This window comes from Prochlorococcus marinus str. SB (assembly GCF_000760115.1).
In the GTDB taxonomy this organism is placed as follows: Bacteria; Cyanobacteriota; Cyanobacteriia; order PCC-6307; family Cyanobiaceae; genus Prochlorococcus_A; species Prochlorococcus_A marinus_D.
The window spans coordinates 556,544-576,989 of record NZ_JNAS01000002.1; the positions used below are offsets into that span (position 1 = coordinate 556,544).

Genomic DNA, 20,446 nt, shown 5'->3' on the forward strand with positions numbered 1-20,446 from the left:
ATGACTGAAACAACAATATTTCAAAAAATCATTAATGAAGAAATACCCTGCGATAAGCTTTATGAAGATAAGTTTTGTATTGCGTTTAATGATATCCAGGCACAAGCTCCAGTACATTTTTTAGTGATTCCTAAAAAACCAATAATCAGTTTATTAGAGTGTATTGAGCAAGATGCGAATTTATTAGGGCATTTACTTTTTGTTGGTAGCAAAATATCTAAATCAAAAAATTTAACTAATTGGAGAACAGTAATTAACACAGGAGCAGAATCGGGACAAACAGTTTTTCATTTACATATTCATTTTTTATCTGGAAGAAAAATGAATTGGCCTCCAGGTTAAAACTCTCGAAAGAAATATTAATGGGTTATAAATAAATAAAAACAAAATGAATACTCCAGAGTCCTTAAATACAGAGTCTAAAAATTTATTCAATTTAATTTCAAAAAATTGGGAAGATCTAGATGATTCACTCAAAACCAAGTTAATAAAAATTTGGAACGTTTTAACTTATAAATGGCAATTACAAATTTTATTTAATTTACCTTTTCTACTATGGTGGGCATTGGATAAATATTTTCCAAAAGTTCATGAATTTGATGCAATAATCTTGAATTACTTGAATTTACCTGACTGGGCACTTTCATTTATTGGCTTTAGTCAATAGACTGCTAAAAGTTATAATTTACTTCATAACACAAGTCGAGTAATGAATAAAGCAGTTAATAATAAATCCAAAATACTATACCAACTACAAAAATTAAGGAAATTATCTCAGCCATTTTTTCTTCCCATAGATCAATGTAATGGATTCCAATTCATATGGCTTTTGATTTCTCTTTTATTTTGTGTTGGTGGAGTAGTACTTGTTGGCCTTACAGGAATAATAAGTTTTTTTGAAAGCTTTCAACCAATTTTTCTTGAAAAGTATTTCGGAGGTGTAATAAGTACTGTCAATTCTATTTGGGCTGGGAATTGGGGATTGCTTTTCTCTACATTATTTCTAATTGGATCAGGAAGCTTTTTTAGCTTAAGACGTCAATTAAAAAACCGTAGATGGTTACATTGGTTATTCCTTGCGATAATTGTATTAATGCTTTTAGCTGTAAACGGAATAAACGCAGGTATTGGATTCATTGCAAGAGATTTAACAAATGCTTTAGTAGAAAAACAAGAAGATGGATTTTATCGGATATTGGGGATTTACGCTTGTTGTTTCGCTGTGGCTCTACCAATACGGGTTTCCCAAATATTTTTTACATATAAGTTAGGAATAATTTGGAGAGAATGGCTTTCAAAAAGTCTAGTCAAGGACTATATGACTAATAAAGCTTATTACCAGTTAAATCCCAATGATGAAGAACAAACCGATGTAGATAATCCCGATCAGAGAATCACAGATGATACCCGAGCTTTTACCGGGCAAAGTCTCTCTTTCACATTAGGTATTTTTGATGCCCTACTAACATTTTCACTTAATATTCTTATTTTATGGAGTATTAGTACAACACTTACTTTTTCTTTATTTGGTTACGCCGCATTTGCAACTTCTATCCTCTTAATTGCTGGAAAAAATCTTGTAAAGATTGACTTTGATCAACTTAGATATGAAGCAGATTTTCGATATGGCTTAGTACATATTCGAGATAATGCTGAATCAATAGCCTTTTACTCTGGGGAGAATCCTGAGCGAAGTGAAACTGAAAGACGCTTAGGAGAAGTGGTGAGAAACTTTAATTTACTGATCATATGGAGAGTAATAATAGACGTTATGAGAAGATCCATTAATTATGCTGGAAATTTCTTTCCATATTTAATAATGGCAATCCCTTACTTTAAAGGAGATATAGATTATGGACGCTTTATTCAGGCAAGCTTTGCATTTGGAATGGTTGAAGGTTCGTTATTTTTTATTGTTAATCAAATCGAAGAACTTGCCAAATTTACTGCAGGTATTGGCAGATTAGAAGGATTCCAATCAAAAGTTGAATCCATTAGTCAAACCAACCCAACAAGCAATCAAAACGTTATTGCAGATTACCCCTCAATTCTTATTAATAATGCTGACCTTTGCCCACCAGGATCAAATAAAATAATAATTAAAAATTTAAATTTAAGCATCGACAATAATCAATCACTTTTGGTAGTAGGACCATCTGGGTGCGGAAAAACATCTTTACTAAGAATGATTAGTGGTTTATGGGAACCCGATCAGGGAGTAATTAAAAAACCAAAAATTGGGGAATTACTATTCATACCTCAAAAACCATATATGCTACTTGGTTCTTTAAGGGAACAATTATGTTATCCCACAGAAGTCAATAAATTTAGTGATGAACATCTTACTTCTGTACTTCATGAAGTAAATTTAAAAACTTTAGTGGATCGGTATCCTAATCTTGATATCAAACAAGATTGGCCACGAATTCTTTCCTTAGGCGAGCAACAAAGATTAGCTTTTGCAAGACTCTTACTAAATTCACCAAGATTTGCAGTACTTGATGAAGCAACAAGTGCTTTAGATATTAACACTGAAAAAAAACTATATAGTTTACTTAAGAAAAGAGAACTTTCTCTCATTAGTGTTGGACATAGACCAAGCTTAAAAGATTTTCACGAAAATATTTTAGAATTAAATGGACAGGGAGACTGGAAATTATTGACTTCTGATAAGTATAATTTTAAGGATTAACAAAAAAAATGAATTCGAAAGAAGAACAAACTAACTCAGAAGTCACTAATCTAGAGAATGAGAGTCTTATAGAAGAGCAAAAAGATCCAAATTATATCAATGAACAAATTGGAGATAATCAATTAGATAAAAAATCGATGGAAATCAAAGATGAATATAAATTTGGATGGAGTAGTTATTCTGAAAAAACTAATGGAAGATTTGCAATGATTGGCTTTCTTTCAATAATATTAATTGAACTATTTAGTAAACAATCGTTTTTAAAATGGGCAGGAATACTATGATTAATCATCAAATCTAGAACTATTATCTCTAGGTTTTTTCTTGTTTGTTCCAACGTTATATCTACTATTTAGATTTTTTGAACTTGATCTAACTGAAGAGCTTACTCTACGAGTCTCACGTGGTTTTTTACCTTGATTAGCATCTTTAAATGAAGCATCTTCTACTTGAGCTGTTGAAGTTTGCTGCCTAATAGGGGATCTAGTAGGTTTCTTTCTTAATGGAGAAGAATTAGCAGGAGGAGAGATATTATCTTGTCTAGAAACTGTACGATTCATTCTGGGTCTTGACCCTGTTTTAACTTCATCGCGAGATAAATTTCTTCTTTCACCAAAGTTATTTGTTTCTGGTTGTTTCCTATTTCTATCTTCAGAAGTCTGTCTTCTCCTTCTTATAGGCTCGTCATTTTCAAACTGACTTATTTCCCTTGTAGATGGCCTACTTCTACTTGCTGCTGCAGATGGTATGGCTCTTGAAACATTCCTCCTACTAGATCTACCCTCCACATAGTCTTCTTCAAATTCATCTTCTTGAGGTTTAAATCTTCTAGATGGCCTTTCAGATTCTTCAAACCTATCATAATCGTCACTAAATCGACCTCTAGAATTTCTTGGAAGATCAGAAATAGGATCATCATCAAAATAAGATGACCTTCTAGCTTGATCAGTAGCAACTCCCCTCAATCGCACACTTTCATATGCAAAAAAAACAGTAGTTCCTGCTAATAAAAACTGGCCAAATTGAAGGATAGGATCTAACCTCCAGCCTTGAAAAAATAATATTCCTCCGCACAAAAGTCCAATTGCTGCGAAGAAAACATCATAATCCCGCGCCAAAGCAGGCTTAAAGGACCTCAAAAAATAAAGGCCTCCTCCACATACCGCGAGAACTATACCAACAATACTGGCCCAATTGAGACTAGCATTGACCACATTCTTTCTCCAAAAATTTATTTTTTAAAGGGTTACTTAAATCCCCTATATATATAGTGTACTTAAAACTTCTACAAAAACTAGCGTCTTCCAGTAGAAGTACGATCGAGGGAATCTTTCTGGCTGACAAAAATCAAAAATGCAGTGGCTGGAATAACGATAAGTAAGGCCGCAGCAATAAAACTACCTATCATTCCCACTGCGGAATTATTTGCAACTTCAGCAGAAAAATCTGCGGCTAGTAATAAATTAGAGATTTGAAACACTTTTTAAATATTTAATTCTCAATTTATAATACGAATTAAATACGTTTTAATGGGTTATTTATTAAGATGAGTTAAATAATTGTGATTTCCTTGCTTGTAAACTGCCTCCAAATTTTAGATATTAGTTTAGGAATTTCTCTCTCATATCTTACTATAGTTTTTCTAATAAGATTAATACTTACTTGGTACCCAAAAATTGATTTAAGTAACGGTTTATGGTTATTAGTTTCAATACCATCAAGCTCTATTCTTAATTTAACAAGAAAACTAATTCCTCCTATTGGAGGCGTTGATGTTGGACCCGTAATTTGGATCGGATTTATAAGCTTTTTAAGAGAAGTATTAGTCGGTCAGCAAGGGCTTATAAAACTTGCATTGCATACACATATTTCATAGATTCTTTTAATTATTTATCAGTAATTTGGCAATAATTCTTCTTCTACATATTTAGTATGTATCTTACCCTGCTTAAATTTAGATTTATTCAGTAAGGTTAGATGAAAGTTAATTGTTGTAGGAATACCAGTTACTGCACATTCATTTAAAGCCCTATTCATACGTTTAATTGCAGTGTTACGATCCTTTCCCCAGACTATTAATTTACCAATTAATGAGTCATAGAAAGGAGGGATTTCATAGCCTGTATATACATGACTATCCACCCTTACACCAGGGCCGCCAGGAGGAAGCCACCCAGTTATTTTTCCGGGAGATGGGCGGAAATTGTGAGAAGGATCTTCAGCATTGATTCTACATTCAATGGCATGACCGTTTAAATGGATATCATCCTGATTAAATTCCAAGTTTGCTCCGCTTGCGATTTTAATTTGCTCAGCTATTAAATCAACTCCTGTAACCATTTCAGTAACAGGATGTTCAACTTGAATCCTAGTATTCATTTCCATAAAATAAAAATTATCATCATCATCAACTAAAAATTCAACTGTCCCCGCCCCTTCATAGCCGATACTTTTTGCAGCAGCAATAGCTGCGTTCCCCATTTTTTTTCTTAGCTCAGTATTAATTGCAGGACTAGGAGACTCCTCTAGTAACTTCTGATGTCTTCTTTGAACTGAACAATCTCGCTCTCCTAAATGAACAACATTACCCGACCTGTCGGCCAAAATTTGAATTTCTACATGTCTTGGCTTCTTTATAAATTTCTCCATATATAAACCATCATTACCAAAAGCTGCTTCTGCTTCGCTTTGAGCTGCTTTAAACATTTTTTCTAGATTACCAGAGTTTTCAACCAACCGCATACCTCTTCCACCTCCTCCAGCAGTGGCTTTAATAATTACCGGATAGCCAATATCCTCTGCCAATTTATAAGCCTCATCAACATTTGATAACAAGCCTTTACTACCAGGTACTGTTGGCACTCCAACTGCTTCCATAGTTTCTTTAGCTGTAGATTTATCTCCCATAGATCTAATAGCTTTAGGAGATGGGCCAATAAAAATTATGCCGTGATCATTACACATCTCAGCAAATTTATCATTTTCCGCAAGAAATCCATAACCAGGATGAATAGCATCAACTCCTCTCGATGTAGCAGCAGCAAGTATATTTGGAATATTTAAATAACTCTTATTACTTAATGAATCTCCTACGCAAACCGCCTCATCAGCAAGCTGAACATGCAATGCTTTTTTATCAACAGTGCTAAAGACTGCAACGGTTGCAATACCTAGTTCTCTACAACTTCTGACAATTCGTAAAGCTATTTCTCCACGATTAGCAATTAAAACTTTTTCAACCATTATAAAAATAAATATTGAAGAAATGAAATGACTAAAAATAAAAAATTATTTGCCAAAGTATTCAACAAAATTTTTTAGTGATCAGAGGACATTTTTTACAATACAACCTAAAACGTTATATATGTATAAATATTTGTTTTATGCAATAGAAAAATTATTCATCATATTCAAAAAACTCTTTTCTAACTACATGCTTAATTCAGCTAATAATGTATGATATTTTAAGGTTTAAGCATCCCCAGGCTGTTAAAAAACCCTTTGCGGACGTGGCGGAATTGGTAGACGCGCACGTCTAAGGAGCGTGTGGCTTCGGCCTTGCGAGTTCAAGTCTCGCCGTCCGCATTTAATTTATTTTGGTTTAACTGCAATGAAAAAAGAATCAGTTGCAGTAGTTATAATTTCCAATGGTCCTGGTGAATTAACTACATGGGTAAATCCTGTAGTGGATGAGCTAAGCAAAATAAATAAATCACTATGTGATGAAGATAAACAGGATTTTACTCTTAGGTTAGTCCTTGTTCCTTGCCCAAATGCCACTGGTAAAGAATTTTTAGTTGCAAATTCATGGAATAAATTCGAATTAATTACAAAATCCAAAAGTTTTTGGAAATTATTAATAAAGCCACATTCTTTTGCTCATTGGCCAAAAAAAGGGATAGTTATTTTCCTTGGAGGGGATCAATTTTGGAGCATTTTATTAGCTAAAAGATTAGGTTATTTAAATATCACATATTCTGAATGGGTTTCACGATGGCCTAAATGGACCAATGAAATTGCTGCTATGAATGTAAAAGTAAAAGAGTTAATACCTAAAAGATATAAATATAAATGTAAAGTAATTGGTGATTTGATGGCAGATATCAAACTTAATAGCGAAATATCACTAAGAAATAAAGAAAAAAAACACATTGCATTATTGCCTGGTTCTAAGAAAGCAAAGCTTTCTATTGGAATTCCTTTCTTCTTAGAAGTTGCAGATCATATCGCTAAAGAAAATCAAAATATAAATTTTATAATCCCCATTGCACCAACTACTAATAAAAGTGAATATTTATTTTTTCAAAGCAACAAAAATCCAATTGCTAAATATTACTCATCAAAAATCAAAACAATTAAAAACTTCAAAGACTCTAATTTTGATTATGTAATTGAAACATCAAAAAAAACAAAGATTTATCTAATTAAGAAACATCCTTGCTATGAAATATTAAAAGAATGTGATCTTGCAATTACAACTGTAGGAGCAAATACTGCAGAATTAGCAGCAATTAGTCTTCCAATGTTAGTTGTTCTGCCAACTCAACATTTAAATATGATGAACGCTTGGGATGGCATTACTGGAGTAGTTGGAAAAATTTCATTCATAAATAGATTTATAACTTTTATGATTAAAAATTTTTATTTTAAAAAAAAGAAGTTTTTTGCTTGGCCAAATATTAAAGCTAAAAGAATGATTGTCCCTGAAAGGATAGGTAATATTTCAACAATAAAAATTGCAAAAGAAGTATTATTTCTTATTAAAAATAGAGATCAATTAAAAAGTATTAGGAAAAATCTAAAAAAAGAAAGGGGCGATAAAGGTGCAGCAAAAAAACTTGCTTCTATAATTCTTAATTCAATAAAAAAACTTTAACAATTACCAGGGATCATCAATTTCAAACTTTTCTGATTTTTTATTATCTTGAACTAAATTTTGTTCTTTTAGTGGTTCAATATCTAAAGTTTCAGTTGCATTTTGAATTGGTCTTTTCGAAGCTAAATTAGTAGTTGATTGTTTTTTTTGCTTTAAATCAATATTGTTTTTTTCATCTATTTGATTAACACTATTTTGATTCTGGATCTGATCAGAATCGTCATTATCCATGTATAACTTTTTTCTATTATTTATTTCTTCTTCAGAACCCTCTATTTCAACATATTCAAGTTCATCTTCATAATCATCTTCATAATCATCTTGTTCAACAACTTCTTCATATTCCTCGACCAAATTGTTTTGCTGTGCTGATTCAGAACCTGAAAGTAACTGATTCTCAACAGGTACAAGATTTGCTGAGTATCCATTTACTTCCCTTTCATCCCAAGAAGAACCCCCGACTCCAAGTTTCTCAAGTAGTCCACTACTTAGTTGCTTCAATTTCTCTTCCGCACCTTCATAAACAATAATCCTATCAGTACCACTACTTACAATTTCCTCAACAGGTATTTCCCAAGTACTTAAAACTCCCTCGCCTAAAAGCGGAACACCAACAGCACCCATAACAAGAGATATCAAATCCCCAGTCTCAATATCAAAAGAAAAGCCAAGAACTCTTCCCAGAAGTTGTCCAGATTCTGTAATCACTTGACAATTAATTACATTCCCATACCTTTCTGGAGAAAAACTTTCACTCAAAGAATCTAGGGAGTCAACTAATATGACATCTCCAACTTGCTTTATACTTTCTAAAGGCATCCATTTTGGCAAACCTGGTAAAAATCTTGTAAGTGGATTATCTCTTAGTCCCAAAGCGACCACCTCTCTTCTATCAATATCAACAACAACCTCGCCAACTACGCCTAGCCGCCTACCAGTATCAGTAGTTATCACTTGTGTTCCCATTAATTCTGACCTTAACCATAAACGTTCCCTAGGAACCGAGTTAGGGAGATTCTTATTAGCAGATGTGTTAGACAAGCTCATAAATTTCTTTTTATCATTCTGACGTATAAATTTAAAAAAGTGTGTTTATGCAGCATTTGGTAACCCAAGAACTTGTGTATTAGCACCTCTTGCTTGCGCAACCCCAATTGTTCGTTCAGATGCACTAATCATAGGTCTTCTATGACTTACGACTATAAATTGAGCATTTGATGACTGATTTGATATTAGTTGTGACAACCTTTCAACATTAATACCATCTAAAAAACTATCAACCTCGTCTAATGCATAAAAAGGTGAAGGCTTATATTTTTGCAAAGCAAATAAAAAACTTAAGGCAGTTAACGATTTTTCACCACCTGACATAGACGCTAATCTTCTGACATTTTTTCCCTTGGGATGAGCCACTAAAGTTAATCCTCCTTCTAAAGGAGAATTAGGATTTTCAAGTTGAAGAAATCCATCTCCATCAGATAAATTTGCAAAAATTTCTCTAAAATGTCTATCAACTTCTGTAAATGCTTGCATAAAAGCTTCTTGACGCATCGTAGATACAGTTTCTATTCTCAGCAATAATTCAGATCTTTCATTAGATAGAATTTCTAATTTTTCTCGCAAACCATTTAATCTCTCAATTAACTCTTCTAGTTCATCAAGAGCCAACATATTGACAGGTTCTAAGCTTTCTAGTTTTGCATTTATAATCGAAATTTCTGATTGCAAAGATTCAAGACTCTTCCCTTCATATTCTCCAAACTCCGGGGAAGGATGAGGTAGATCTTTTTTATAATTTTCTAATTTTATTTTCTCACTCCTCATCTCTTCTTTAAGGGAATTCATATCCCTTTCAAGATATTCAAGCTTCAACAAATAGTTATTATATTCTTGCCTTTTATTTGAAATTGAAGAGTTTAATTCATCTCTTTTCCTTCTCAATAAACCTAAATTCTTCTCTAGAGAATTTTTTTGATTATCGAGATCTGAAAGCTCTTTTTTAAATTGATCTCTTTTTTCTATCCATTCACTATGAGCAATTGCGAGTTGTTTAATAGATTCCTGCAAGTTTTTTTCTTGTAGTAAAGTAATTTTTAATGAATTATTGATACGCTCTTTATTTAAAGCAAATTGATTCTTTTTATCTAGTAATGTATTTCTCTCTTTAATAAGTAATTCAAGTTTTTTATCAAGATTATTAAAATCGTCATTAAAAGCTATTAATGATGATTTTTGATTTTTTTCATAATTTGCCTTTTGAATGGTTTGTAGTTGATCAAACTTATCGTGATAAGGCTTCAATTGATTTTTTAAATGACCTAACTCGTTAACTAATAAATTATTAGCAGTATCAAGTTTATTTAATCTCGATTTACAATCCTCAATTCTTTGCGAGACAGCTTTAAGAGAATCTTTATTGACTTCAATTTCTTTATTAAATGAGGCACAATCCTCAATTATTTCACTACGGTTAGAATTTAATAAACTAAGTCTATTATTTTTTAGTATCAAATCATTATTTGACTCTTTTAAAGCTTCTTCGATAACTAATAATCTTTCTTTTATAGGACTAGAATCATCAATATCATTATTAATTCCAAACCTATAAGCCAAATCTTTATTTAACTTACTGCCTCCTGTAATAGCACCACTTGCTTCTAATAATTCACCACTTAAGGTAACCAACCTATTTTTTTGAGTAGATAACCTAGCTGAGGATAAGTCTGAAAAAACCAAAGTATCTCCAAAAACATATCGAAAAACATCTGAATAAACTTCATCAAAAGTAATTAGATTAATAGCTTTATCAATAAATCCATTCTCCCTGTTATTTTCAAATCTTGAAATTGCATAATTCTTTTTTTGACTTTTAATTCTATTTAAAGGTAAAAAAGTTAATCTTCCCGCTTTCTTCTTTTTAAGAATTTCAATTGCTTTTGCAGCAATATGATCATTATCAACAACAATTTGTCCTAACCTATTTCCAGCAGCAATTTCTAGTGCATATCTATTTTTCTCACTTACCTCTCCAAGTTGAGCTACATAACCATGTATACCCTCTAACCCTGCCTCTAAAAGAATTCTGAGAGCATATGAACCTCTAGATTCATTTAAAGCTTCCTTCCTGCTTTCGAATCTAGATAAATCCTTTTCAAGCCTTAATTGCTCGTTATTTAGCCTTGATTTAGTTTTCATTAATAAATCGATTTCATTTTTTAAAGAATTAATTTCTGCGCTATTACTTGCCAAGTTTTTTTTCTTTATATCCGATGTCTCTTTTTTTCTTTGATTTCCCTGAACAAGTTTCTGCTTTTCTAAATCTAAGGATTCGATCTGTGACAATATCTCATCTTTTTGAATATTGTTTTGAATAGCTTCTTCTTCAATTTTCCTTTTTTTTATTTCCAAAGGATTAATTTGATTTTTTATACTTTCAAGCTCAGCATTTAATTTGATACTTTGTTTTGAGAATTCTCCAGATTCTCCAGCCGCATCAGAAAGTTTTTTTCTTGATAGTTTGTGTTTTAAAGTGAGATCATCAATTTGCAAGTTCAATTGATTTAAAAAATTAACATCAAAATTTTCTTGTCTCATCTTTTCTGACTCGATATTCCTCTTAGAAATTGCAATTTCATCTCTCTGTTTTTGTAATTTAATACCTTCTTCTTTATTCAGAATTGATATCCTATCGAGTTCTCTCAAGCTAGAATTAATACTTCCAATATCAGAATTAACTTTTATCAAAGTATCCTCTCCTTTCTCCTTAAGCTCATCAACAAGTATTTTCAAAGCATCTTCTAAAACGGATATTTCTTTACTAATAGATTCTTTTTGTTTATTAAATAAGATTTTATTTTTTTCAATTTCACTTTCTTTTTTTTCTATAGATTCAACATGCTTTACTTGTTTTTCAAAAATAAGAACTTTCTCTAATTCTGTTATTTGTAATAGTTTTGCCTTTAACTCTTTATATTGCTTTGCTTTTTCACATTCTTTTTCAAGCTTATTTTTACTAGATTGCAATTCATTTTCTAAAATTTCACATCTTTCTTGTCTTTCGAAAACGTCATTTAATTTTGCATTAGTTTGTTCTATTCTTGTGTCAAAAAGTGCCACTCCTGCTAATTCATCAATAAGATTTCTCCTCTCCTTATTATTCATTGATACTATTCTTGTTACATCACCCTGCATAACAACATTGCTGCCCTCAGGATCAACACTGATATCTCTTAATATTCTCTGTATTTGTTGCAAGGTACATTGTTTTCCATCAGAAGTATAAGTAGAAGCATAAGAACCACCTGGCATAAGCCTCAATTTTCTAGAAACTAACCATTCTTTTTGACCTTTACTAAGGGCAATTTCTTCTTCTTCTAGTTCCAAAGGCAGAAGGTCCTCTCTGGGAGACCAATCTTGAATATTAAATTTTACCGATACAGATGTTTCTGATGACTTACCCTCTTTAACTTTGGAGTTATTTATTAGATCTGGTAATCTTTCAGCCCTCATACCTCTACTATTAGCTAGACCTAAACAAAATAAAATTCCATCTAAAATATTACTTTTCCCAGAACCGTTAGGACCCGTAACCACGGTGAAACCTTCTTCAAGAGGTATTTTTACATTTCCCCCAAAAGATTTAAAATTTTCAAACTCGACCTGATTGATATGTACCAATCTCAAGTCTCAATAGCTAAATAAGAATAACTAATTTGCAAAAATTCTCAATAGGAATATTACGTTTATTTATAAATGAATATTAATAACTTTTGCACAATCTGCAAAAATTGCCCGAAATTTCAAACAAGCCATAAAGAAGTTCACCATCCAAAATGAATCTATAATGTTCAGAGTCCAATTTATCTGAAACACTTTTAAATATTCCATGATCAATTCTTTTTACAAATCCTCTATTATCAGAAAGTTCATGTTCTATCCTAGATAACCATACAAGTCTATGATTTGGCTGCTTAATAATTTCTATAGAAGCTTGATTTAATAAAGGTAGTTTTAAAAATTTCCAAGTTAAACAATCTATGCCATTTTCAACAAGAAAATCATAATGAATATCGAACGAGTTAGCAGAATAGACTTTATGTTCAAGCAAAACCCATTTATTCATTTTCAAATTAATAAATAAATCGAATCTATTTTAAAAAACAAAGTTTAAATAAAAATATATTGTATTAAAGATGATGGTTCCTGTTATTTAATTACCTGCATCAGGTACAAATCTTAAAGCAATGAATAGCAAACTTCCAGCTCCTGCAATAGCTGCAGCTATTAATCCAAAATCTGTAGGAATTGTGCGAGATGCAAAAATTAAGGATGCAAATGTAATATCCATGATGAAATTTAAACTCATTTAATAAATTCAGTAATAGCTTAACAAAACCTTCTTGCAGAACAGAGTAGATAAATAAAATGTAAATAAACTTTTATATGTTTTTATTCTATCTTAATCGAACAATTCTTTAGAAAAGGGTTCCAAATTAAGAAAATAGGGTCTAATCTTAAAATAAATTAAGTTTAAATAATGGAGACTTACCATCCTCCCAAAGAACTAGAAGAAAAAGAAAATAACTCTGATCTTCCTGAAAAAGAAGTTATTTCGGAAAAATGGTTACTTGAAAAAATTGACAGTTTAATACCTTTAATAAAAGAAAAATGGCCTAACATTGCACAACAAACCCTTGAAGCCACAAAAGGGAGTATTGATGATTTAGTTGAAGTAATAGCTAGCCATAGTGGAACCTCAGTAATTGGAATAAAAAGTCAACTATTTGAAATTATTGATTCAATAAGAGAAAACAATTGGGAAATATCAGAAAAAATTGAACCTATCGAAAGTCAATTAGAAGAATTATTAGAAGAACTTAATAATACACTTAGACCAAAAATAGAAAATCCAATAAGAGAAAAACCACTTTTATCTATTGCTATTGCGGCTGGTATTGGTTTACTAATAGGAACTCTCCTTAACAGTGGCAGAAAATAATATGGAAAAACCAAAAAATAAAAACTTTGCAAGTACCGCCTCGAGAATTTCAGCGATCGCAAGCTCAGTGATGGATTTGCATGTAAGAATAGCTCTTCAAGAAGTAGATAGAGAAAAAAGAAGATTAATTAGTGGTGGAATATTTTTAGCAATTGGAAGTACATTATTATTATTAGTGCTAATTTGCATCCATATTATTTTTTATCTTTTTTTAACGAAATATAATAACTGGAATATTGAATATAATTTATTACTTATGATATTTATAGATTTATTTCTTGCAGGCATAAGTTTAAAGCTTGGAGGAAAATTAGCTAAAGGACCTTATCTTCCTCAAACATTAGAGGGTTTAGGCAAGACAACAAAGGCAGTTTTAGGCAAAAAATAAATTACCTTATTAAGTACTTTATCCATCTACAATCTATTCCCCCATTGCTAACGGGAATTTTCAATGAAGATTTCATTTTCAAATATTTTGTTAGTTTTGGATTTCCACTTAGCAGCCAAAATTCCCAACCTGAAAAATTGTTCTTTAGAAAGATTCCCATTTGTTCATATAAACAAATCAATTCATTTTCATCGCCTAATTTTTTGCCGTATGGAGGATTACATATGATTATCCCAGGTGTGGAACTTAATTGGAGTGCTAAAAAATCATTATTTATAATCTCAATATAATTTTCGAGTCCAGCTAATGATATGTTTACATTCGCCTGCTCAAAAACCTTTTTATTAATTTCACACCCTATTATTGTTGGTAATTTTTCATAATTTATAATTTTATTTTTTGCCTTATTTTTTTCATTTAGATAAATATCTTTCCTAAAGTCCAACCAATTCTCAAAAAGATATACCTGATCAATATTTATAGGAACTCCAAGGAATTGGTTGACTGCCTCAATTAAAAAAGTACCCGAGCCACACATAAAATCTATTAATGGAACTTTGCCATTCCATTGAGTCATATTTATCAATCCAGAAGCTAAATTTTCTTTTAATGGAGCATTGCCAATTGCGGGTCTATAGCCTCTTTTGTGTAAGCTTTCTACGCTGCTTTGAAGACTGAGAATTGCTTTATTATTTTTTAAATGCAGATGAATTATAAAATCAGGATTATCTAAAGAAATATTTGATCTTTTATTCCAAACTGCCTGTTGCAAATCAGTTATAGAATTTTTTACTTCAAGAGCTGTGAAATGAGTATGCCTTAAAGAAGATGTTTTCCCAGTTACTTGAACATTAAACGTTTTATCAAAGTGCAACCAATTTAACCAATCAAATGAATCTCTAACACCCGCATATAAAGATTGCTTGTCATAGCAATTAAAACATGCAATTTCTCTATAAAAACGAAAAGCTAATCTGGAATAGAAATGAACTCTATAGAAAGTTTCAAAATCACATTCAAAATTAATAAATCTTTGATAAGTATTAATATTAAAGCCGCCTAAATTTGAAATTTCTTCTGCTAAAGATTTCTCTAGTCCCTCCGGAGATGATGCCACTACATTCATATACGATAAAACTTAGTAAAAAAACTATTCAATAACCATTTTGCCTGTCAGAATATAAATGTCCAATTGGACTAGGTGATCTCAACCGATGTTTCGGACAGCGGTTCGATTCCGCTCAACTCCACTATTTGGGGTTGTAATGGTTTCGACGGGGCATAAGGAAGGTGACTGAAGCCGGCTCGGTTAGAGCAAAAACACAAATGCTAACAAAATCGTTAGTTTCTCCCGTCAAACAGCACCAGTTGCTGCTTGATCCTAAAGGAGATGGGGTTATGTCAGCCTTATCAACCAAATGATACGAGGAGTCTGGAAGGACTCCACTTTTTTAAATAACTAAGAAGTTGTAATAGATAATTTATTAGCGTGTAAATATTGCTGCAAATGCTTGTATTAAAAAGAATTTTTTTAATTTTATAAGTATAAATACTGAGAAGATAAGTTTTAAATTAATTTATCTTATTAAAAAATCGAATCTTGCAAAATGGAATCTAATAAAAAACTGAATGACTTGATAATAAATCTCAAACCAAAAGTCATAAGGTTCACTGGCGAAAAATTTCCCAATGAACTATGGAATAGTGGTTGTCAAATAAAAAAAAATAAAAAAATATCTAGCTAAAAATTTAATTAAATGCTTGAAAAAGGATTTTTAGGCATTTTTTTTAAACATTTTTTTGATAATTCCTGAAGTACTTTAAATTCACTTTTATTTAAATTCCACTTGAACACATTCGATACATCTATAACTTGAGATTTTTTTCGCATTCCAACAAGCGGAATAGCTCCTTGATAACAGCACCAATTAATTGCTACTTGCGCTTGGGAAACTGATCTTTTATTTGCAATTCTTTTTAAACACCTCCGCAATTCATATGTTGGTTTTTTATAGTTTTCAAATAATGTATTGCGAATAAAACTCTTTTCTTTATTATGTTCTTTATCTGGATCAATACAAAGTATTCCAAAGGACAAAGGACTATAAGCAAAGAAATCAATATTATTTTCGTCGCAAATTTTTTTTACTTGATATTGTTTTCCTAAATCGGGAGCAAGCAAAGAAAACTGTATTTGAACACTCTTTAGACTCTGATCTCTTTTTGATAAGAAATTAATTAATTTCATCAATCTTTTAGGGCCTATATTTGATAAGCCTATTTGAAAATCAAAGCCTTCATCTTTTAAATCGCAAAGATTATTCAATAGCCCTAATTCTTGCCAAGGATTGTATTTTGCAGTTGACCAATGTAATTGCACTATATCTAATTTGTTATTAAGTCTCTCTAAACTTTTCAAAAAAGGTTTATTAAAACCTCTGTTACCTATTCTCCAGGGATAAGGTGCAAGTTTGGTTGCTACTTGAATTCTTTTTTTCTTTGCTGCAGGAGTATTTAGTAAAAATTTTCCTATCAACGATTCACTTCTACCCTGAAGATTCCCAGTACCGTAAGAATCTGCAGTATCAATTAGATCGAAACCTCTTCGTACCGCTTCATTATATGTCTCACGTAAATCATTGTCATTTATAGATTGGTAATTCCAGAAAAGCTTATTCCCCCAAGACCACGTACCTAATCCAATTCTTTTCTTCACTAGCCAATTTAAATAACGAACTTTATAAGGTTATCTAAAAATATTAACTTCTTTAAAATATTTCAAAAAATAAGTTTTAAAGCATTAAAAATTAATTTCTCTTGACATTAAGAAATTATTCTCCAAAGTAAGAGAAATAAAAATAAAAAATTGTTCATTACCGTTTGCGGACAAAAAGGGGGGGTGGCCAAGACCTGTACAAGTATTCACCTTGCTAGTGTTTGGCATTCTGAAGGTAAAAAAGTTTGCATAGTCGATGCCGACAAGAACAGATCTGCTTTAGCATACGCATCAAGAGGCAATCTTCCATTTCCAGTTTTCCCCGTCAGTTCAGCTGCTAAAGCATCAAGATCATCAGAAATTGTAATAACTGATGGCCAGGCTAGCAGTGATCAAGAAGAGCTTAAACACTTAGCGTATGGTTCAGATTTAGTTATCTTACCTACAACTGCAAAAGCAAGATCAGTAGAATTAACTGTTGAACTAGCTAATTTATTAAGCAATTTAAAAGTTAACCATGCAGTAGTAATAGTAAAAGTTGATTTTAGACAGCAAAAAGCAGCGCAACAAGCCAAAGCAGCTCTAGAAAATTTTGGTTTATATGTTTTTGATACATTTATACCCTTACTTTCAGCATTTGATAAAGCAGAAGCCACGGGCAACGCTGTATTTGAAGCTGTAGACGATTTAGGTAGATCAGATCCTCGTCGAATGACGGGCTGGTCTGCCTATTGTTCAATTGCCTCACAAATTCCATGCCTGATTTCGAAGCCCTCATCCGACACCAACAACTTAAACAACCAACAACCAATCAGCGCTTAAAAGTAGTTGATTCTCCTAATTTTGAAGAAGAAGAAAACGAAGAAACAATAATTAGACAATCTGGATTATTAGTTAATTTTTTTGGAGGTTTTATAGGCTCTGTAATTGGAACATTAACAATACTGTTTCTTTATATGAATGAATATCTACCGTTAGATTTACTAAGACTTAAGTAGTATATTCGCTATTGATTTCGACTGATCTTGAAAACCATTGCTATAACTAGGTTCTTACTCTCGAATTTGATGGTATATTAGTAGTATAAAAGACTTTTTATCCTTGAAACCCAAGTGATAGATTAGATAAAGATATTTTTGCGGTATAAAACAATATATTAAAGTTAATATTTAAGAAACAAAAAATACTTTTAAAATATAAAAATTAGTTCAGAATTATAAAAATTTTTTGTTTAAATATGTTGAAATTTTTATCAGTAATTTTCTTATCATTATTGCCAATAGATACATTTGCGATTGAAATAAATTCGCCAGCATTTAAAAATGGAGAAAAAATACCAAAAAAATATGGATGTAAATACAACGGTGGTAAAAATATTTCAATACCAATAAATTTCTCTAAGGTCTCAAAAGATGCACAATCAATTGCCTTAATAATTGATGATCCAGACGCCAAAAAAGTAGCAGGAAAAACATGGGTTCACTGGATATTGTCTGATATTCCTCCAGATACAAAATATTTAGATGAAGTTAAAGATGGAAAAGTAGGGATAGGTATTGCGGGTAAAAATAGTGATAGGAGTAAAAAATATGTTGGTCCATGTCCACCAAAAAATGAGCATCAATATAATATTAAGGCTTATTCTTTAAATACGAAATTAGAGAAAAGTTTAAAAGCATTGACTCAGAAAAAATTTGAAAAATTATATGAAAATGAAATTATAAGTTCATTTATGATTTCTGGTAAATTCAAATAATTGAAGTCATCAATTTAGTGGTATAAAAGTGGTATAACCAAAAATACAATCGCTGAAAAAGACTGTGCAGCAACGGATTTGGGATTAAGTAGTATATTCCGAGTTTATTTCAACATATTTTTTAGAAAGATCGCACCCCCAAGCTGTGCCTTTCGATTCGCCAGAATTTAGATTAATCATAATTTTTACAATATCATCTTCTAGATATCTACCTTTCATTCTGGACTTAATATAGTCTTTAACTTTTTGTGGATCATATTTATTTAACTTGCCGTTTTCCAAAATCTGAGCGTTTCCTATATACAAGTCAACGTCATTTAAATTAAATTTAACTCCAGAATTACCTGCAGCAGAAATGATTCGTCCCCAATTCGGATCACAACCATGTATCGCAGTTTTTACCAAGGCAGAATTACAAATAGATTTGGCAAGCATAATTGCATCATCTGTATTTTTTGCTCCTTGAATCAAAACTTCTAATAAACAATTTGCTCCCTCTCCGTCCCTTGCAATATTTTTTGCCAAGTTCTGACATACAATATCAATCCCTTGTTGGATAATTGGAAAAAACCTTTTTTCAATTTTCTCTCCTGCATTTATTCCAACAAAAGAATCATTTGTGCTTGTCTCTCCATCAACTGATATTGCATTAAAAGATTTTTTAACCGCAATAGTAATCATTTTGTCCCATTCTTCTTTTTGAATACCAGCATCACAGGTTAGAAAAGCAAGCATTGTAGCCATGTTGGGGTAAATCATTCCTGAACCTTTTGCAAATCCTGCTATTTTTATTTTTCTACCTTGAATAATCGTCTCTATTGACACTTTTTTCAAAGTCAAATCAGTAGTTAAAATTGCTTCTGCTGCATTTTGAAAATTATTACCCTTTAAATCACTAACTAAATTCGGTAAATTTTTTACTAAATCATTTATTTTTATTGGAACACCAATTACACCAGTTGAGCACATCAAAACTTCTTCTTCTTTTATTCCTAAAAGTTCCGCAATCTTTCCTGTAGCAATTTGAAAATGTTGAATGCCAAGATTTCCTGTACATGCATTTGCTTGACCAGAATTAATTAGTATTGCTCTTACAAAACCTGAAGTTGTTTTAATCCTTTCCTCACAAATATCCACACAAGAAGCGCGAACTATTGATTGGGTAAACATCCCACTAAAAACACTTCCTTCTGGAGCGAGTATTAGTGCTAAATCTTTTTTATTAGAAGCTTTTAAACCAGCAGATATCCCAGCAAAAAGGAACCCCTTAGGTGGTTTTACCTTACTGTCATCAACAAACGACCAATTGGAATCTAACTGGCTCAAACTTTTTGGTATTTTAATTCATACTAACTACTCTTTAATACTAAAGAAACTAAGTAATTAGATTATTATTAATTATATGGATATTCTTCAAAAATCAACAAACAACCAAAGAAGGATTGGTTTAACAGGAGGTATAGCAAGTGGGAAGACAACAATAACTAATTACATTAGAAAACATAAAAACATACCAATATTAGATGCAGATCATTTTTCAAGAGAATTAATCAAACCAAACACATATGGATATAAAAAAATTTTAGATTATTTTGGAAATAAAATTATTGATAATAAGAGCAATTCAGAAAAGGAAATAAACAGAAAACTTTTAAGGAACATTATTTTTAAGCATTCAGCAAGCAAAGAATGGATTGAAAAACTACTTCACCCCTTAATTAAAGAAAGAATGATAGAAGAGTGCAGTCAATACAGGAATAATCAAACTATAGTATTAGTTATTCCATTATTGTTTGAAGCAAAATTTGAAGATATTTGCTCTGAAATATGGTTAGTTAAATGTCCAAAAGAACTACAAAAAACTAGACTTATCACAAGAGATAAAATTAGCGAAAAAGAAGCATATGAATTGATAAATTTTCAATTAAGTTTTGAAGAAAAAAGAAAATTTTCAGATATTATTTTAGATAATTCGGATGATAAAAATAAATGGATCAATACGATAAAAGAGCTTCTTTAA

At 31.3% G+C, this 20,446-nt stretch carries 21 protein-coding genes and 1 tRNA gene; 12 read left to right on the forward strand and 10 right to left on the reverse strand.

Going from position 1 to position 20,446, the window contains the following annotated elements; translation table 11 throughout:
* The 4 genes from EV02_RS03280 to EV02_RS03265 are packed head-to-tail and all read left to right on the forward strand — an operon-like array spanning nt 1 to nt 2,976.
* A complete protein-coding gene (locus EV02_RS03280) occupies nt 1-342 on the forward strand; it encodes a histidine triad nucleotide-binding protein (RefSeq protein ID WP_032519824.1) in 342 nt (113 codons plus the stop codon).
* 46 nt (nt 343-388) lie between these two features.
* The gene (locus tag EV02_RS03275; protein ID WP_032519825.1) at nt 389-667 is read left to right on the forward strand and encodes a hypothetical protein; all 279 of its coding nucleotides are present in this window, start codon (nt 389-391) and stop codon (nt 665-667) included.
* Nucleotides 668-709: 42 nt separating this feature from the next.
* Nucleotides 710-2,692, forward strand: coding sequence for an ABC transporter ATP-binding protein/permease (locus EV02_RS03270; protein WP_032519826.1), 1,983 nt, complete (start codon nt 710-712; stop codon nt 2,690-2,692).
* A gap of 8 nt (nt 2,693-2,700) precedes the next feature.
* Nucleotides 2,701-2,976, forward strand: a complete 276-nt coding sequence (locus EV02_RS03265; protein ID WP_032519828.1) for a chlorophyll a/b-binding protein — start codon at nt 2,701-2,703, stop codon at nt 2,974-2,976.
* Here EV02_RS03265 and EV02_RS03260 read toward each other — a convergent pair whose 3' ends face one another.
* Entirely contained in the window at nt 2,977-3,906 is a 930-nt protein-coding gene (locus tag EV02_RS03260; protein WP_032519829.1) for a Ycf66 family protein, read from the reverse strand.
* Between the two features lie 80 nt (nt 3,907-3,986).
* Nucleotides 3,987-4,172 carry a photosystem II reaction center X protein gene (gene psbX, locus EV02_RS0108820; protein ID WP_025905805.1) on the reverse strand — a complete coding sequence of 62 codons (186 nt, stop codon included), beginning with the start codon at nt 4,170-4,172 and terminating at the stop codon, nt 3,987-3,989.
* A gap of 90 nt (nt 4,173-4,262) precedes the next feature.
* Here psbX and EV02_RS03255 point away from each other — a divergent pair, with 90 nt between their 5' ends.
* Complete coding sequence (locus tag EV02_RS03255; protein ID WP_032520474.1) at nt 4,263-4,568, forward strand: YggT family protein; 306 nt, start codon at nt 4,263-4,265, stop codon at nt 4,566-4,568.
* A 17-nt stretch (nt 4,569-4,585) separates the two neighbouring features.
* Here EV02_RS03255 and accC read toward each other — a convergent pair whose 3' ends face one another.
* Entirely contained in the window at nt 4,586-5,935 is a 1,350-nt protein-coding gene (gene accC, locus EV02_RS03250; RefSeq protein ID WP_032519830.1) for an acetyl-CoA carboxylase biotin carboxylase subunit, read from the reverse strand.
* A gap of 260 nt (nt 5,936-6,195) precedes the next feature.
* Here accC and EV02_RS03245 point away from each other — a divergent pair.
* Together EV02_RS03245 and EV02_RS03240 are read left to right on the forward strand one after the other, a co-directional pair.
* A tRNA-Leu gene (locus tag EV02_RS03245) sits at nt 6,196-6,277 on the forward strand.
* A 25-nt stretch (nt 6,278-6,302) separates the two neighbouring features.
* Nucleotides 6,303-7,568: a glycosyl transferase gene (locus tag EV02_RS03240; protein WP_032520475.1), complete on the forward strand. Its 1,266-nt coding sequence runs from the start codon at nt 6,303-6,305 to the stop codon at nt 7,566-7,568.
* 3 nt (nt 7,569-7,571) lie between these two features.
* Here EV02_RS03240 and EV02_RS03235 read toward each other — a convergent pair whose 3' ends face one another.
* From EV02_RS03235 to EV02_RS09315, 4 genes are all read right to left on the reverse strand, one after another.
* The gene (locus EV02_RS03235) at nt 7,572-8,615 is read right to left on the reverse strand and encodes a PRC-barrel domain-containing protein (RefSeq protein ID WP_032519831.1); all 1,044 of its coding nucleotides are present in this window, start codon (nt 8,613-8,615) and stop codon (nt 7,572-7,574) included.
* A gap of 45 nt (nt 8,616-8,660) precedes the next feature.
* Nucleotides 8,661-12,251, reverse strand: a complete 3,591-nt coding sequence (smc, locus tag EV02_RS03230; RefSeq protein ID WP_032519832.1) for a chromosome segregation protein SMC — start codon at nt 12,249-12,251, stop codon at nt 8,661-8,663.
* A 76-nt stretch (nt 12,252-12,327) separates the two neighbouring features.
* Nucleotides 12,328-12,690: a hypothetical protein gene (locus EV02_RS03225; RefSeq protein WP_032519834.1), complete on the reverse strand. Its 363-nt coding sequence runs from the start codon at nt 12,688-12,690 to the stop codon at nt 12,328-12,330.
* An 87-nt stretch (nt 12,691-12,777) separates the two neighbouring features.
* Nucleotides 12,778-12,915: a hypothetical protein gene (locus EV02_RS09315; protein WP_144010192.1), complete on the reverse strand. Its 138-nt coding sequence runs from the start codon at nt 12,913-12,915 to the stop codon at nt 12,778-12,780.
* A 189-nt stretch (nt 12,916-13,104) separates the two neighbouring features.
* Between EV02_RS09315 and EV02_RS03220 the strand changes: the two genes are divergently transcribed.
* Together EV02_RS03220 and EV02_RS03215 are read left to right on the forward strand one after the other, a co-directional pair.
* Nucleotides 13,105-13,566 carry a DUF883 C-terminal domain-containing protein gene (locus EV02_RS03220; RefSeq protein WP_032519836.1) on the forward strand — a complete coding sequence of 154 codons (462 nt, stop codon included), beginning with the start codon at nt 13,105-13,107 and terminating at the stop codon, nt 13,564-13,566.
* Between the two features lies 1 nt (nt 13,567).
* Nucleotides 13,568-13,954 carry a phage holin family protein gene (locus tag EV02_RS03215; RefSeq protein WP_032520476.1) on the forward strand — a complete coding sequence of 129 codons (387 nt, stop codon included), beginning with the start codon at nt 13,568-13,570 and terminating at the stop codon, nt 13,952-13,954.
* A 1-nt stretch (nt 13,955) separates the two neighbouring features.
* Here the strand turns inward: EV02_RS03215 and EV02_RS03210 are convergent, their stop codons facing one another.
* Nucleotides 13,956-15,080 carry a THUMP domain-containing class I SAM-dependent RNA methyltransferase gene (locus EV02_RS03210; RefSeq protein ID WP_032519837.1) on the reverse strand — a complete coding sequence of 375 codons (1,125 nt, stop codon included), beginning with the start codon at nt 15,078-15,080 and terminating at the stop codon, nt 13,956-13,958.
* Between the two features lie 627 nt (nt 15,081-15,707).
* Nucleotides 15,708-16,670 (reverse strand): aldo/keto reductase, encoded by a 963-nt coding sequence (locus EV02_RS03205; RefSeq protein WP_032519838.1) that lies wholly within the window; start codon nt 16,668-16,670, stop codon nt 15,708-15,710.
* A 150-nt stretch (nt 16,671-16,820) separates the two neighbouring features.
* Here EV02_RS03205 and EV02_RS03200 point away from each other — a divergent pair, with 150 nt between their 5' ends.
* Both EV02_RS03200 and EV02_RS03195 read left to right on the forward strand, forming a co-directional pair.
* On the forward strand, nt 16,821-17,492 hold the full coding sequence (locus tag EV02_RS03200) for a ParA family protein (protein ID WP_032519840.1): 672 nt from the start codon (nt 16,821-16,823) through the stop codon (nt 17,490-17,492).
* Nucleotides 17,493-17,907: 415 nt separating this feature from the next.
* Nucleotides 17,908-18,426: a YbhB/YbcL family Raf kinase inhibitor-like protein gene (locus tag EV02_RS03195; protein WP_052043490.1), complete on the forward strand. Its 519-nt coding sequence runs from the start codon at nt 17,908-17,910 to the stop codon at nt 18,424-18,426.
* An 84-nt stretch (nt 18,427-18,510) separates the two neighbouring features.
* On the opposite strand, the gene argJ is transcribed toward EV02_RS03195, so the two are convergent.
* Entirely contained in the window at nt 18,511-19,752 is a 1,242-nt protein-coding gene (gene argJ / locus EV02_RS03190; RefSeq protein ID WP_032519841.1) for a bifunctional glutamate N-acetyltransferase/amino-acid acetyltransferase ArgJ, read from the reverse strand.
* Nucleotides 19,753-19,828: 76 nt separating this feature from the next.
* Between argJ and coaE the strand changes: the two genes are divergently transcribed.
* Entirely contained in the window at nt 19,829-20,446 is a 618-nt protein-coding gene (gene coaE / locus EV02_RS03185; protein WP_032519843.1) for a dephospho-CoA kinase, read from the forward strand.

Excerpts from the sequence above, each read along its gene's own strand:
- EV02_RS03210 (WP_032519837.1), bottom strand. The coding sequence starts at position 15,080 with ATGAATGTAGTGGCATCATCTCCGGAGGGACTAGAGAAATCTTTAGCA.
- accC (WP_032519830.1), bottom strand. The coding sequence starts at position 5,935 with ATGGTTGAAAAAGTTTTAATTGCTAATCGTGGAGAAATAGCTTTACGA.
- coaE (WP_032519843.1), top strand. The coding sequence starts at position 19,829 with ATGGATATTCTTCAAAAATCAACAAACAACCAAAGAAGGATTGGTTTA.
- EV02_RS03265 (WP_032519828.1), top strand. The coding sequence starts at position 2,701 with ATGAATTCGAAAGAAGAACAAACTAACTCAGAAGTCACTAATCTAGAG.
- EV02_RS03275 (WP_032519825.1), top strand. The coding sequence starts at position 389 with ATGAATACTCCAGAGTCCTTAAATACAGAGTCTAAAAATTTATTCAAT.
- EV02_RS03240 (WP_032520475.1), top strand. The coding sequence starts at position 6,303 with ATGAAAAAAGAATCAGTTGCAGTAGTTATAATTTCCAATGGTCCTGGT.
- EV02_RS03225 (WP_032519834.1), bottom strand. The coding sequence starts at position 12,690 with ATGAATAAATGGGTTTTGCTTGAACATAAAGTCTATTCTGCTAACTCG.
- EV02_RS03270 (WP_032519826.1), top strand. The coding sequence starts at position 710 with ATGAATAAAGCAGTTAATAATAAATCCAAAATACTATACCAACTACAA.
- EV02_RS03195 (WP_052043490.1), top strand. The coding sequence starts at position 17,908 with ATGTTGAAATTTTTATCAGTAATTTTCTTATCATTATTGCCAATAGAT.
- EV02_RS09315 (WP_144010192.1), bottom strand. The coding sequence starts at position 12,915 with ATGGATATTACATTTGCATCCTTAATTTTTGCATCTCGCACAATTCCT.
- EV02_RS03215 (WP_032520476.1), top strand. The coding sequence starts at position 13,568 with ATGGAAAAACCAAAAAATAAAAACTTTGCAAGTACCGCCTCGAGAATT.
- EV02_RS03280 (WP_032519824.1), top strand. The coding sequence starts at position 1 with ATGACTGAAACAACAATATTTCAAAAAATCATTAATGAAGAAATACCC.
- EV02_RS03220 (WP_032519836.1), top strand. The coding sequence starts at position 13,105 with ATGGAGACTTACCATCCTCCCAAAGAACTAGAAGAAAAAGAAAATAAC.
- EV02_RS03235 (WP_032519831.1), bottom strand. The coding sequence starts at position 8,615 with ATGAGCTTGTCTAACACATCTGCTAATAAGAATCTCCCTAACTCGGTT.